Source organism: Paenibacillus sp. (genome assembly GCF_048976745.1).
In the GTDB taxonomy this organism is placed as follows: Bacteria; Bacillota; Bacilli; order Paenibacillales; family Paenibacillaceae; genus Paenibacillus.
On the sequence record NZ_JBHGUU010000005.1, the window covers coordinates 46,058 to 59,858 of the forward strand.

The following is a 13,801-nucleotide window of genomic DNA, read 5'->3' on the forward strand; positions in this document are numbered from 1 at the left end:
TATGGATAATATAGCATACAATTCCTGGGGGAGCAAGGGATTTATTCTAACTCTTCACCCTTAGGATTGATATGGTGAATCAAACTCAATAATGTTACGATCAGGATCAAGTACAAAAATCTGTGCGAATCCAGCCACACTATCAGGTCTCGCTTCATACTCAATTCCCTGCTGCTCCAACCAAGCTATAGTCCCTGAATAACTGGTCACCCAGATCGCAAAGTGGCCGTCTGTTGTATCAATCCCAGCCTCACGCAACGTATGACCCTCAGGGTGCTGTAACAGATGAAGCTGCTGGCTACCGACGGCATACCATGTACCTGTGGAGCGGAAAGCCGGACGTTCAATCTCCTGCATTCCCAGTAACCCCGAATAAAATTTCTTCGCGATTTCCAGATCACGCACAGCCAGACTAACATGGTGAATGTGTGCATATTCGATCATCTTTTATCTCCCCTCTCTACTTCAATATGACTATACTATAACACCCTGGATCCTGAACATATTCTCCTCCAAAAAGAAAAACACCCCTGACTCTGATCCGCCAAGCCTCACGGCTCACACAGATTCAGTTCAGAGGTGCTGCTAACAGCATACATCAATGATCCCTTACCGCATTGAATTCATCTTCAACATATCACTTGAGATCATTTGCCCTAGCCAATTTACTTAGCGCTATCCAATGCTTCTTGTGGAATCTTGATCTCTTCCACTTGATCCTGGTTGGAGAACGTACTGGTCATCTTCATATCCATCGTCATTTTCTGTCCATTCTGTTCCATCTCCATGACCATGGTTACGTCCGTACTTGCAGGCAAATAGGTTTCTTTGTTGATCATGTATTTCATCTTCATGCTGGTGATATTCATCTGATCAAGCATGGCTTGCATCTGGGCATCCGATCCGTTCTGCTCCATCACGGCTTTGGCCAGTTCCTTCACATTATCACCGGATACGTCAGCGTTAATCACATAATTGTCGCCTTCTTCGGTCACTTCAGTATCTTCTTCAATCTTTTTGAATTGCTCCAATTCACCTTCCGGATTCATGCTTGCTTTCATCTGCTCAATCAATGCAGCAGTTTGAGCTTCAGGAATCGCAACCCATTGATCCCCAACTTGGGAGTAGATTTTATCCGACGTGATATATTGCTTCACGTTCTGAGCTTCCTGTCCCGACATTTCCATATTCATCTCTTGATAAATCATCATTGGATCTTTGATAATATCCATCTTGAGCGATGTTTTAACCTGTTGATCCTGTGACTGTTCACCAGCATCCAGTTTCAGATTCTGATCAATATTTGCTTCTGTTGTGAAGCTTTTCATTTCTTTTGTTGCTGCATTGGTTTTGGTAATCAATTCGTCCAAGGTAGGGATCTTTGTTTCCTGCTCCGCAGGTGTATTGCCCTCGTTAGATGTTTCGTTGTTAGTCGCTGGCGGCGTTGCCGTATTATCTGTGTCGTTACATGCTGCCAAGCTTACTGCTAATAATGCCCCGATAAGTACTGTAGTCCACTTCTTCAAGTTGTTGTCCTCCCAAAATAGATATGATCTGTAGTCATTACCCAATTATTACCGTTATTAATCATAAAAATCGATCTTTGATCTCCGGGGTAGGCAACATGCACGCTTCATCCTTGCCAAACCAGCGATAACGGTTGCGAGCAACCCAGTTATAGACTGCATTACGAATAAATTTCGGTACAATAATGAACGCATATAACAATGGATAAGGAAACTTCAGACCTTTAGCCAATCGCAGTGCGGCGGTGGAACGTGTATAGCAATTTCCATTTTCAATCAGCACAAAGGTATCCATACTGTCTGTTGACAGATTTCCCTTCTCCAGCAATTCCTTGGCTACATCGGATTGAAGTGAAGCAAAATGATATTTCCCTTCCGGGTCACGCTTGATAATCCATTTTGTTAAGCCCTGGCAGAAGTGACAGACACCATCCACCAGTACGATCGGATGTCCCTGATGCACATCTGTTTGATTTGCTGTCATATTGGCTGCCTCCTATTGTTGCGGTTAGAGTAACTTACCCAATCTGAGCCTTCTTGTTCACTAATTTTAAATTTATTTCTAGAGGTAGTTCAAAAAGACTGAAAACCGCTCTTTTTGAACACGCATTAATGGGAAAATAAAAGAAAAAGAGCGCAGGCATTGTGCCCACGCTCGTATCTGTCCGGCAATTACTCAGCAATTGCCTTTTCCATCCATTGGTCATCGATCATTTGTTGATGCAGGTCACTTGCCCACTGGTCCATACATTTGCAAATGAAATCTTTGCGACATACTGGACAAGGCGTTTTCTGCAGACGGCTGATATTGGTCATCTTCCATTCGGGAGAACGGGAGTAGAATACACGGCATTTTGTACCGTCTACCAAATTCATTTTGAATTCATACAATCCGTCTTCCTTGTTACCATAAGCTAATTCTAAATCTGCAATACGCGGTCTATAAGACATGGATATCACCTGTTTAATTCAAATTTGGTTCATGCAATGACACTACTCAGTACTAAGTTATATTAAAGAAAATTCAGTTCAATGTCAACTCGCGCATGTCTACCCGCCAAACAGAATATCCAGAATCGTCCCTACCTGCCCTTGTTTTTTACCTTTCAAAACATCCGGATCAAATACTTCAACATAGCCACAGGAAGCACAAGCCACAAACAGGTAGTGGTTATGTTGTATATCGAACATCTTGCTCAGGCCTGCTCCTGACATGGAAACTTCCTTAATGTTACAATCCGTGCCCCTGCATTTTGTACATACAAATCGGCGCTCGATCATCTCTTCGATACTCATCTTCGTTCCCCCTTTATGGAATGTGTAACATGAAGTGGGAGTGCAATTATGTAAAATAGTACGCGATCCGGCATCTGATCTCCTGCATCCTGTTCTTAAATTATAATCAACACAAAACCCTGCCGATTGCCAGCAGGGCTTTGTAGTCGAACATCAGGTATCTGGGATACCCTGCTCTATATGTTCCCTTTACTTGCCGGGAGTCAAATCTTAGACCACGTTTAGTACCACATCAATGTTGCCACGTGTCGCTTTGGAATACGGACAGAAATCATGTGCCTTGCGGGCCAGATCTTCTGCTTGACTGTGATCCACACCAGGCATACTCACGTCCAGGCGAACAGATAATTGAAAACCGTCATCCGCAGGGTCTTTACCAATGGATACATTACTTGTAACTACCACATTCTCCAATTTCACACCTGCTTTACGTGCAACATTGGCAAGGGCACTTTCATAACATGCTCCATATCCAGCTGCGAAGAGCTGTTCAGGGTTGGTACCTTCACCACCGGAACCTCCAAGCTCTTTTGGCATTTTCAGATCATGTTTGAGCACGCCATCCGAAGAAGTTACTGAACCTGTACGTCCACCTTTAACTGTCGCTACTGCTGTATATAAAGCTTCCATTAAGAATCTCTCCCTTATCCATATAGTTTTAACTGCCTTCCTTTCAATATAAACTTCTGGCTCATTTTGAAACGCATTTTAGTTCTTTATAAGCTTTTACAACTTTATTATTTTCATGCATTTCAACGCCATGGCTGTATTTTTCCCAAGGTTGGGTAATATACGAAGGGGCATTTTCAAATTAGAACCGAAATTTTGTGTTACTACATAAAAGTTGCACTAGACAAAAATTATTGAAGGAGTACAATGTAACAATAAACATAAAAATTTAGATATATCATGCGCGGTTTGTCCCGCATCAATATTCCAAAGTCAGGTGATTATCGTATGAGTAAAAAAAATCCGTTCAACGCTCCTTCAAGAGAATCATTGGCTACAGCGGGCATGGCCCCTTCCCTTGGAGAAGCCCATAGTTCCATGAAAGTCCCGCAGAATGCTGCATGGTGGAAAAAATTCCTCGCCTTTGTAGGCCCAGGATACCTTGTTGCCGTAGGTTACATGGACCCCGGGAACTGGGCAACAGATATCGCAGGCGGTTCGCAGTTTGGCTATACCTTGTTATCTGTTATCCTGCTCTCAAACCTGATGGCCGTTGTACTTCAATCGTTGGCTGGAAAGCTTGGAATCGTCACTGGACGGGATCTGGCCCAAGCCTGTCGCGAACGCTTCAGCATGCCTGTTGTCATGATGTTATGGATACTGTGTGAGCTTGCCATTGCAGCTACCGATCTGGCTGAGGTCATTGGTTCTGCCATCGCGTTAAAGCTGTTATTTAACATCCCCATGTTATACGGCGTAATCATCACTGCAGTTGATGTACTCCTGATTCTTGTACTGCAAAACAAAGGCTTCCGCGCCTTGGAAACACTTGTCATTGTACTGATGGCGACCATCGCCCTCTGCTTCGGGATTGACCTGTTCCTGGCAAAACCGGATATGGGCGGTGTTCTCCATGGTTTTGTACCCAATGTTGAGATTCTGCAAAACCCGGCTATGCTCTATATCGCGATTGGTATTATAGGGGCAACCGTTATGCCTCATAATCTGTACCTGCATTCTTCCATTGTGCAGACCCGTCAGATCGAACAGACACCACAGGGTAAAAAAGAAGCTATTCGGTACTCGACCATGGACTCGACAATCGCGCTGACACTGGCCCTGTTCATCAATGCAGCCATCCTGATTGTATCTGCTGCTGTATTCCACAGTGCTGGTATGACACAGGTTGCCGAGATCGCAGATGCGTACCATCTGCTGACACCTCTATTGGGTACTACGGTTGCAAGTATTCTGTTCGGTGTGGCGCTGTTAGCATCAGGTCAGAACTCCACCCTTACAGGTACACTCGCTGGGCAGATCGTTATGGAAGGTTTCCTGAACATTCGAATTCCGGCTTGGCTGCGCAGACTGGTCACACGTCTGATCGCCATCATCCCGGCGGTAATTGTCACAGCCATTGCAGGAGAACATGGCACAGAAGAACTGCTCATTTTGAGCCAGGTCGTGCTGTCTCTTCAATTACCCTTTGCTGTAATTCCCCTGGTGATGTTCACGAGTGATAAAAAAAGCATGGGTGCATTCGCCAACAAATTGTGGCTCAAAATCATCTCATGGGTCATTGCCGCGATTATCGTTGTGCTGAATGTATATCTGATCATTCAGACGATTCGGTTATTCTAATCTCGTTCTTATCGACTAAATACTAAAAAGGCTGATCAACTGCGGTATTCTATACCCAAGTTGATCAGCCTTTATTGTTGCAATACAGCAACATGTTTCCTTTTATAATAAAACGCTAAACTCTAATAAACAATTATCTAATCCTGATTGGGCACCAGTAATGGCAGGAGTTCATCCAATGAATTAACAGTCCAATCCGCACGTTCGTCATCCGATCGGTCTGGCTGGAATCTTCCGTAACCCTGCATAATCCGAATTGTACGCATGCCCAGCTTCCGAGCAGGTATAATGTCGTTATCGATCCGATCGCCGATCATGACGGCTTCCTCCGGTTCACAACCGGCCTGCTTCAAGGCCACAGCGTATAACTCAGGGTCTGGCTTGGACACTCCTTCTTCAGCCGAACACGCCAGAACATCAACATACTTCCGCAAGCCGTAGCTCTCCAGTCTTTCTTCCGTTCCAGGACTCTGATTGGCAATAATGCCAATACGATAATACCGTGACAACTGCTGAAGAACGGAATCCGCTGAAGGAAAAGGACGTTCAAGATCTTTTTGAAACTTCAGCTTGTCCTGAATCTGTTTCTGGTGTCCCCCGTCTTCAACGAATGTGCGAATCGCCACTCTCATAGGCCATTGCTCGTATTTCTGATAACAATTCGCAAACAGTTCACGCACCGCCTCAATCTTCACCGGATAACCCAAAGCACAGGCTTCGCGGACGAACTGTCCGATAATATCATCAACCGGCTCCCATTCGTCCACCAGCGTATCTCCAACATCAAAAAACAACCACTTTAATTCACCTACATCCGGCACGCCAATTCCTCCTTGTAACCATAAAAAAGAAGACCCACCATCTTGCATGAGTCTCCTCAGATTTCCGTTTATCGATGAATCAAATTCATAATACCTTGAGTCAATTCTGAAATTGATTCTAATACATTCAATTATAACAGGCACCTTACACCTGAGCAATCACAAGCTATGGCATTACCCATTGAGGAGAAAGCCAACTTCCCCATTGAGCGAATATACAATCCGGTCTGCGCCCATGCCCCGATAGATGCCCTTAGGATGACTCTGCTCTGTAATGACGCACAGGGATTTCGATGTCCATGAACGGCAGATCTGTAAATAACGACAGGTCAGATTCAGGCTGTTCTCGAAAATAAACACGTTGCCTACGCTGCCCTGCGGCAAAAACCATTTTTGAGCTGCAGCCGTATTCATGCGAATGACATGTTCTACTCCGATTCTACGGAGTCTGCGCTCTTCCCCTGCACTGTTGGTTAGAACGGCAAACGGCATTTTTTTGTACATCAGCAATTTGATAAATTTGCGTCCTGCTTCATTTGGAGCAGTCACTAAGATCATCTCAGTATCCATCATTCGTTCCTCCCTTGGCGTGAAAAGACAACAAAAAAGAAGCGTGGGGGACCAAGGCCTCCCGAACGCTTCTTAAAGAACCCATGGCGAAAACGCCATGAACCAGCGTACGGCTTGTTGCCTCTCCCTTTAACGCTTACGAGGTTAGCTGACGGATTCGGGCGCGAGAGTCGCCCTATTTCCGGCTGTCACCGGAAAATTCACCCCATGAATGCCTGCTGTCCTGGACAGCGCATTCTGTTGGTTCCCCCGTTTTCCACTCATGAATGAATGGAAACTCAGCGATTAAAACATCGTTCGTATATCTTAAAATAAGATCGAGCGATATTATCGTTTGTTTCGTTTTTCAGGTACAATATTAGTTTAAATTGAAATTACGTTATGAATCATACACCCGTGCCATGACGGTGTAAAGTCCGTACAGATCACCGAATCGACAGATTTTCGCCAATACTCACATATAATAGCGCTTACAACAAGGTCATACTCTATCCATCTCTTTAAATCTATCTAATTCTCACTCTGACGAAAATCACTTCGCAATTCATTCACGTATTCTGCACAACTTGACTGTTTTGATTCTTTTAACACTATATTAGTTTTGCATTATTTAATTGTAACCAATATAATGAGAGATATCAGATGATATGATGGAGGCGATTTAGATGACAGTTTACGATTACAAAGTGAACACCCTTCGCGGTCAAGAAGTTGAAATGTCCAACTACCGCGATAAAGTGTTACTGATTGTAAATACGGCAAGCTCATGCGGACTTACACCTCAATTCAAAGGTCTGCAAGAATTGCAAGACAAGTTCAAGGATGCGCCATTTGAAGTCCTTGGTTTTCCAAGCAACCAGTTTGCACAGGAAAAAGGATCTTCCGACGAGATCGCCGAGTTCTGTCAGATGAATTATGGCGTGAGCTTCCCTATGTTTGAGAAAATTGATGTGAACGGCTCAAGCGCTCACCCTCTCTTTCAACACCTTAGCAAAGAAGCACCGGGCCTGCTTGGCTCCAAAGCCATCAAATGGAATTTCACCAAATTCCTTGTGGATCAGAACGGACAGGTCATCAAACGTTATGCTCCCAAAACAACACCTGACAAGATTGAAGAAGATATCAAGAATTTGCTCCAAAAATAGTACATTGGCCACCCGTAGCCGGAAGGTAGAGCACCGTTGCCCCCGGTAATGGATGGCCTTTTTTTCTCAAACCTTGATTTCAGAGTGTGCAAAAAAAGACAAAAAAAGAAGCTCTCCATTAATGGAAAGCTTCTTCTTAAACGTTCATAAGATGCGGTCGAGAGGACTCGAACCTCCACGGGCATACGCCCACTACCCCCTCAAGATAGCGTGTCTGCCATTCCACCACGACCGCATGTCGTAAATAATCGGCAACAGAATTGATTATACCGGGTTCAGAAATAAAAGTAAAGTCTTTTTTAAACCTTCTTTTTCAGCTATGCATTTTCCTCAAAAAACGCAGATTCTCGTCATGTTTATCCATGAAATGCATATCATTAGATTCGATCCCTTCTTTTCTGGCTAAAGCCCATCTTGTTGATTCATTAATATATAGTTCTCCCTTCGACTTTCCACTCACATAACATTAAATGATATTTAATATGACACATGTTTTTAAATTTTAGGTTTAATACATTAAATTTCACAAGCACTATTGACAAAAAGCGGACATTCATGGGATGATAACTATCATATAATTCGGATTTTCAAACATAAAGTAAACAAAAAGGAATATAAATGTCACTTAAAGTGACATTTAACGAACACAGGAGGCGAATGATTGTGAACCGTGGGAATAAGCTGCTCGATTATGTCAAACTGCTTGATTCCTCTATTCAGGTTGGAGGGTTCACCCATTGCTTTGGCATGGATATCCATCTCAGTGAGGGTACCATTCGTAATGCCGAAGATCTCGAATCATTCATGCGTTGTCAGTTGCATCCCAGCATGGTTCGTCTTGAAGGCATGGCCATTAAAGGTATCTATACCGCAGCAGATCACAAGGATACATGGCGGATAGCTCTGATCGATAAGCTGGTCCATGTTCAGCGAACCCCTGGAGATCTCAGAGAACAAGCTGCCGCCATGGGTAAACGATTGATCAGACTCGCACGTGCTCTGCACCCCTGGATTGATTTCAGTCAGCTCGAACAGATCTTCGCCAAATACGATTCGGTTGGCTGCCTCTCCACTGTTCACGCCTGGATTAACCACCACCTCGACATCCCGGCCCAGGAGGCGGTTCTTGGTTACCTGCATTCAGCCATGAATGCCTGCATAACCGAAGCCTCCAAAGTCATTCCTCTAAACACCGATACAACCAAAGATCTGACGGTCCGCCTGGCCGCAGATCTGGAGAATGAATGGAATACCGTCAGCGCCTCTGCTGCGGATGGACTGGCACAGCCAACCTCGATGTCCATGAAATCATTTTTCCCCAGTTTCCATATGCTTGGAGCTGGACTTCATGCCTACAGGGCCTAATCCTCTTCCTCCTCAAGCCTGACCCCTTCATTCAGACCAACCAAAAAACACGCGGCAACCTCCTTGCCGACGTGTTTTTTGTCATTTTATTTACTTATTTAACGCATTTACGCCATATAACATCACAAAATACACTTTTTTCCGTCTTTTTTAATTGTTAGATGACGCATTTACGTATATAATGAAATATACAGCTCGCATTTCTATATATTTTACCTGAAGAAGGGGCGACTGAATACTACATTCTAACTAGGGGTGAACCCTTTTGAACAAGAACAAGAATAAGAAAAAACCAGTTACTCCGTTTGGATGGGCCATCAAACGACGGCTAACTGAACTTGAAGTGGATCAGAAGACCTTTTGTGAACAGCACGGCATCCCTCCCTATCGTTTATCCAATCTCATTCACGGCACACGCAAAGCAACCCGATTCAGGCACATGGTCGCTGATATTTTGGATATTCCAGATGAACTGAGATAAGATTTCTGCCAAAGGAGGGTCCCATCCATGAGACATGTTACATCCGATCTGGAGAGGCTGTCGTTCCAGTCCATACGTCACCAGCTTATCATCGTTGATCACAATTGGATTATCCACAGTTGTAACCGTGCCTGGCAACATGGACTCGGCCAACCATTACCTAACCCTGATGCAAACAGTAATCATAAACATTACCTGCATCTGACGGAAGCTTGGGCAATACGAAGCAAGAACGCAAATATGGCACTTGTCGCACAGAATTTGAAAGAACGCGGAATACCCTTTAACCGAAATCATACATATGACATCTGCGTGGACACTGCATACAACGAAGAGAGGTGGTTTCGTGTGGAACTCACCCCTCTATCTCATGCGAATTCAATTCTGGATACCGATCTCGCTCTGATTGCACACATGGATATTACCGAACAGAAACAGACAGAACGCCAATTGAAGAAGGCATTGTCTGAAGTGCGCACATTGCGCGGACTACTGCCTATTTGCGCTGTCTGCAAGCAAATCAAGGACGAAGAGGAGCACTGGACCTCCGTTGAGAGTTATCTGGAGAAGCATACCCACGCCGAATTCACCCATGACATCTGCCCGGAATGTATCCGGCGGTTATATCCGAAATACTCGAATATCCTGGACAAGCGTTCCTGAAACCGCTCTCCTATCAACACGCTTACTGCAATTACACGGACAGATGATGTTCAAACTGCGACATATCCAGTTCTTGCGGTGTCCCATGCAAGGTAATGGCCCCTTTGTCCATGATATAGATATAATCTGCGGCACTGCGTACAAAATCAATACTCTGCTCTACCAGCAGAACCGAGAGATCTCCCTTTGCCTTAAGCTGCAAAATAACCTGTCGAATGTCCTCCACGATCGAAGGCTGGATGCCTTCTGTCGGCTCATCAAGCAGCAACAACCCTGGACGCGAAGCCAACGCCCGAGCGAACGCCAACTGTTGCTGCTGTCCACCACTCAGATCCCCGCCCTGCCGTCCATACATCGTAGCAAGCACTGGAAACATCCCCAGCACATCTTCCGGGAACGTTTTAACACCTGGCGCACTTGTCTCCAGACCAAGCAACAAATTTTCTTTCACCGTAAGCTGCGGGAAAATCTCCCGCCCCTGCGGTACATAACCAATCCCTGCCCTTGCCCGCTTGGCAGTGTCCAAGGTGGATAACTCCTGATTTTGCCACTGAATACTGCCCTTACGTGTTTTGAGCAGCCCCATCAATGTTTTCATCAATGTTGTTTTCCCTACACCGTTACGGCCCATCAGACACACCACCTGTCCAGGCTGTACATCCAGGTTCACACCACGAAGTACATTGCTCTCCCCGTAGCCGGATTCAATTCGTTGCAGCGACAGCATGGTCATCCCTCCTTTTGCCCAGATAAACTTCTGCCACTTTCGGATCTGCCTGCACTTCCGCCATCGTACCTTCCTTCAGCAGTTTCCCTTCATGCATCACCGTTACCTTGGCTGCGAACTCTCGCACAAACTCCATATCATGCTCCACCACCACAACCGAGCGTTCACGCGCAATCTCTTGCAGAAGTCGGCCGGTCTTGTGTGTTTCTTCATCCGTCATGCCTGCGGCTGGTTCGTCCAGCAACAACACACGCGGCTCCTGCAGAAGCAACATGCCAATCTCCAGCCATTGCTTCTCCCCATGTGATAACGCTCCTGCACGAGCATCAACGCGGTCTTGCAGACCAATCTGGAGAGTAACATGCTCCATGGCAGCACTCATTTTCCCATATCGACGAATACCGATGGCTTGCAAAGGGGAACGACGAGTCTCCGCTGCCAGTGTCAGATTCTCCTGCACCGTCAGACCCGCAAAGATCGATGGCGCCTGGAATTTGCGCCCTACCCCTTTGCGAACAATCTGGTGTTCCTTCAGTCGTGTTAATTCCGTGCCATCCGCCATCTTCACCGAGCCGGACATGGGTTTTGTTTTGCCACATATGACATCCAGCATCGTTGTTTTCCCTGCACCATTCGGCCCAATCAGAAAATGCAGGTCATGTTCATGCAGCTTCAGATTCATTCCTTTGACAGCAACGAACCCACCAAAAGCCACCGTAATGTCTTCGGCTACCAACACCGCTGATTCCTCAGTAGACTTTAGGTTTTTCCCGAGTGACTTGGACATGCGCACTCTCTCCTCTCCGCTTCAGCAAGCGAACGACATGACGATACACACCTACAATACCGTTTGGCATGAACAAAACGACCGTTACAAAAAGCCCACCAATGACAAACAGCCACCCTTCGGGATACGCCTCACTTATGCCTGTTTTCGCTGCATTCAGCACCACCGCTCCGATGATTGCCCCAATAAGCGTACCGCGACCACCCAGTGCAACCCAGAGGACCATCTCAATGGAAGGCACAATCCCCATCATGGATGGCGAGATAATACCCACTTGAAGAACAAACAACATGCCCGCAATGCCTGCAAGCGCACCGGAAAAAGCAAAAGCCAGCGTTTTATATCCTGCCGGATCATATCCGAGGAATCGCACCCGATTCTCTCCATCACGCGCAGCTTCAAGCACCTGACCGAAACGACTGTTCACCATTCGTCGACAGAGCATATACGCAATCACCAGAACAGCAAGTGTTATATAGTAGAGAACTATTGTTGTTCCTGCGGAATGAAGTGTAAAACCAAAAATTGAATTATATCCGGTAATCCCATTTGTTCCACCCGTCCATTCCTGTTTGCCAACGAACAATGTCACCGTAATAAGAACCAAGGCTTGAGTCAGGATGGTAAAATAAACACCGGTGATCCGGTTACGGAACGTAAACCACCCCAACGCAAAGGCAAGCAATGCCGGAAGGGCTATCCCCAATAACAGCGCCACCGGGAAAGAGCGAAACGGTTCCCAGAACCATGGCAGACCACTGAGACCACTCCATCCCATGAAGTCCGGAAGCGTTGCTCCGCTAGCCTGAAGCTTCAGGTACATCGCCATCGCATACCCACCCAGACCAAAGAACACTCCATGTCCAAGACTCAGCACACCCCCATATCCCCAGATCAGATCAAGACCGATGGCCAGGATCGCCAGCGCCAAAAACTTGGCTAACAGACTCAGACGAAACTCCGTGGAGATCAGTGGAGCAAGACACATCATGATGAGTACAACCGCCCAGATAATCCTCATTTTCAGACTGCCAGTCTTGAGTAATGCCGACATGAACTAACCCCCTTCTTCCCGTTAATCGAGACTCCGTGTGCGCATCGCAACCAAGCCACGTGGTTTCCATTGCAGAAAAGCAACGATACATACAAACACAAGCACCTTGCCAATGGAGGCCGAGGTATACGTTTCGAACAATGTATTGAACATACCAATCCCCAGTGCACCACACACGGTTCCGACCAATTTCCCTACGCCGCCCAGAACAACGACCATGAATGCATCCACAATATAATAAGTGCCAAGTGAAGGACCAATCGGACCGATAAGTGTTAATGCACAGCCAGCAATTCCGGCAATGCCCGAACCAATGGCAAAGGTCATGCCATCCACCCGCCGGGTCGAAATTCCAAGGCACCCTGCCATGCTCCGGTTTTGCATCACAGCTCTCATTCGTCTTCCGGAAGATGTTCGATAGATATAGAGATACATGCACAGCAGCACAACTGCAACCAATGCGATAATGAAAATTCGCTTGTACGGAAATACAATGCCATCCGAGATCGCCAATCCCCCATTGAGCCAAGCCGGACTGGATACCCCCACATTTGGCGCTCCAAATATCGTACGGGCCAGTTGTTGCAGCATCATGCCTACACCCCATGTCGCAAGCAGACTGTCAAGCGGTCTGCCATATAGATGCCTGATCAGCACCACTTCGAGCAACCAGCCAATCAGAGCAGCTACGATGAACGCAATCGGCAAAGCTACAACAAAGTAGGCACCAAACCACGCCGCCGGAGCATAGGACATGAACAGATTTTGTGTTACATACGTTGCATATGCACCAATCATGATCAGTTCACCGTGAGCCATATTGATCACATTCATCAGTCCAAACGTTACCGCCAGCCCGAGTGCAATCAACAACAAAATCGAACTGATACTCAAACCATTGAACATCTGCAGGATAAACATATCCATCGCTATCCCCTCCTCCATACCGTGACTCTCGATATTTCACATCACTTTAATTCGCACCAACCTTACATTTCGTATTGCAGTAACGCTTTACCGCGATATGGTGAGAGGGTGTGTTGTCACCCCCTCGTC

Annotated in this window: 17 protein-coding genes, 1 tRNA gene and 1 riboswitch; of the genes, 5 read left to right on the forward strand and 13 right to left on the reverse strand. The window is 46.0% G+C overall.

The genetic code is table 11. From position 1 onward, the window contains the following. Nucleotides 1-60: 60 nt before the first annotated feature. The 6 genes from ACE3K2_RS03960 to ACE3K2_RS03985 all read right to left on the reverse strand — a co-directional run bounded on the left by ACE3K2_RS03960 (nt 61) and on the right by ACE3K2_RS03985 (nt 3,452). The gene (locus ACE3K2_RS03960; protein WP_421886987.1) at nt 61-444 is read right to left on the reverse strand and encodes a VOC family protein; all 384 of its coding nucleotides are present in this window, start codon (nt 442-444) and stop codon (nt 61-63) included. A 221-nt stretch (nt 445-665) separates the two neighbouring features. After that, nucleotides 666-1,526 (reverse strand): DUF6612 family protein, encoded by an 861-nt coding sequence (locus ACE3K2_RS03965; RefSeq protein WP_421886990.1) that lies wholly within the window; start codon nt 1,524-1,526, stop codon nt 666-668. Nucleotides 1,527-1,587: 61 nt separating this feature from the next. Further along, nucleotides 1,588-2,010 (reverse strand): thiol-disulfide oxidoreductase DCC family protein, encoded by a 423-nt coding sequence (locus tag ACE3K2_RS03970; RefSeq protein ID WP_421886993.1) that lies wholly within the window; start codon nt 2,008-2,010, stop codon nt 1,588-1,590. 188 nt (nt 2,011-2,198) lie between these two features. Further along, a complete protein-coding gene (locus ACE3K2_RS03975; protein ID WP_253431871.1) occupies nt 2,199-2,477 on the reverse strand; it encodes a hypothetical protein in 279 nt (92 codons plus the stop codon). A 99-nt stretch (nt 2,478-2,576) separates the two neighbouring features. Further along, a complete protein-coding gene (locus ACE3K2_RS03980; protein WP_036610816.1) occupies nt 2,577-2,822 on the reverse strand; it encodes a zinc ribbon domain-containing protein in 246 nt (81 codons plus the stop codon). Between the two features lie 210 nt (nt 2,823-3,032). Beyond that, the gene (locus ACE3K2_RS03985; RefSeq protein ID WP_017690005.1) at nt 3,033-3,452 is read right to left on the reverse strand and encodes an organic hydroperoxide resistance protein; all 420 of its coding nucleotides are present in this window, start codon (nt 3,450-3,452) and stop codon (nt 3,033-3,035) included. Between the two features lie 384 nt (nt 3,453-3,836). Between ACE3K2_RS03985 and ACE3K2_RS03990 the strand changes: the two genes are divergently transcribed. Further along, nucleotides 3,837-5,132: an Nramp family divalent metal transporter gene (locus ACE3K2_RS03990; protein WP_036669231.1), complete on the forward strand. Its 1,296-nt coding sequence runs from the start codon at nt 3,837-3,839 to the stop codon at nt 5,130-5,132. Between the two features lie 137 nt (nt 5,133-5,269). On the opposite strand, the gene ACE3K2_RS03995 is transcribed toward ACE3K2_RS03990, so the two are convergent. Together ACE3K2_RS03995 and ACE3K2_RS04000 are read right to left on the reverse strand one after the other, a co-directional pair. Next, nucleotides 5,270-5,953 carry an HAD family hydrolase gene (locus ACE3K2_RS03995; protein ID WP_421886998.1) on the reverse strand — a complete coding sequence of 228 codons (684 nt, stop codon included), beginning with the start codon at nt 5,951-5,953 and terminating at the stop codon, nt 5,270-5,272. Nucleotides 5,954-6,127: 174 nt separating this feature from the next. Continuing rightward, nucleotides 6,128-6,526, reverse strand: coding sequence for a hypothetical protein (locus ACE3K2_RS04000; RefSeq protein WP_235193755.1), 399 nt, complete (start codon nt 6,524-6,526; stop codon nt 6,128-6,130). A 115-nt stretch (nt 6,527-6,641) separates the two neighbouring features. Next, a riboswitch (cyclic di-AMP (ydaO/yuaA leader) is annotated at nt 6,642-6,817 on the reverse strand. Nucleotides 6,818-7,188: 371 nt separating this feature from the next. On the opposite strand from ACE3K2_RS04000, the gene ACE3K2_RS04005 reads away from it, so the two are divergent. After that, on the forward strand, nt 7,189-7,668 hold the full coding sequence (locus ACE3K2_RS04005) for a glutathione peroxidase (protein ID WP_421887001.1): 480 nt from the start codon (nt 7,189-7,191) through the stop codon (nt 7,666-7,668). A gap of 152 nt (nt 7,669-7,820) precedes the next feature. Here the strand turns inward: ACE3K2_RS04005 and ACE3K2_RS04010 are convergent. After that, nucleotides 7,821-7,903: transfer RNA gene (locus ACE3K2_RS04010), tRNA-Leu, on the reverse strand. Between the two features lie 428 nt (nt 7,904-8,331). Between ACE3K2_RS04010 and ACE3K2_RS04015 the strand changes: the two genes are divergently transcribed. The 3 genes from ACE3K2_RS04015 to ACE3K2_RS04025 all read left to right on the forward strand — a co-directional run bounded on the left by ACE3K2_RS04015 (nt 8,332) and on the right by ACE3K2_RS04025 (nt 10,177). Then, nucleotides 8,332-9,033 carry an urease accessory protein UreF gene (locus ACE3K2_RS04015; RefSeq protein WP_421887004.1) on the forward strand — a complete coding sequence of 234 codons (702 nt, stop codon included), beginning with the start codon at nt 8,332-8,334 and terminating at the stop codon, nt 9,031-9,033. Nucleotides 9,034-9,298: 265 nt separating this feature from the next. Further along, the gene (locus tag ACE3K2_RS04020) at nt 9,299-9,514 is read left to right on the forward strand and encodes an XRE family transcriptional regulator (RefSeq protein WP_421887007.1); all 216 of its coding nucleotides are present in this window, start codon (nt 9,299-9,301) and stop codon (nt 9,512-9,514) included. 27 nt (nt 9,515-9,541) lie between these two features. Next, nucleotides 9,542-10,177, forward strand: coding sequence for a hypothetical protein (locus ACE3K2_RS04025; RefSeq protein WP_421887009.1), 636 nt, complete (start codon nt 9,542-9,544; stop codon nt 10,175-10,177). Between the two features lie 31 nt (nt 10,178-10,208). Here ACE3K2_RS04025 and urtE read toward each other — a convergent pair whose 3' ends face one another. From urtE to urtB, 4 genes are read right to left on the reverse strand one after another with little or no spacing between them, the layout of a single operon-like run. After that, nucleotides 10,209-10,904 carry an urea ABC transporter ATP-binding subunit UrtE gene (urtE, locus tag ACE3K2_RS04030; RefSeq protein ID WP_421887012.1) on the reverse strand — a complete coding sequence of 232 codons (696 nt, stop codon included), beginning with the start codon at nt 10,902-10,904 and terminating at the stop codon, nt 10,209-10,211. Next, entirely contained in the window at nt 10,882-11,691 is an 810-nt protein-coding gene (urtD, locus tag ACE3K2_RS04035) for an urea ABC transporter ATP-binding protein UrtD (RefSeq protein WP_101314094.1), read from the reverse strand. Before urtD ends, urtE begins: the two co-directional genes overlap by 23 nt. Continuing rightward, entirely contained in the window at nt 11,654-12,745 is a 1,092-nt protein-coding gene (urtC, locus tag ACE3K2_RS04040; protein ID WP_421887016.1) for an urea ABC transporter permease subunit UrtC, read from the reverse strand. The genes urtD and urtC overlap by 38 nt, the downstream gene beginning before the upstream one ends. 21 nt (nt 12,746-12,766) lie before the next feature. Beyond that, nucleotides 12,767-13,672 carry an urea ABC transporter permease subunit UrtB gene (gene urtB / locus ACE3K2_RS04045; protein WP_036610830.1) on the reverse strand — a complete coding sequence of 302 codons (906 nt, stop codon included), beginning with the start codon at nt 13,670-13,672 and terminating at the stop codon, nt 12,767-12,769. Nucleotides 13,673-13,801: the final 129 nt, after the last annotated feature.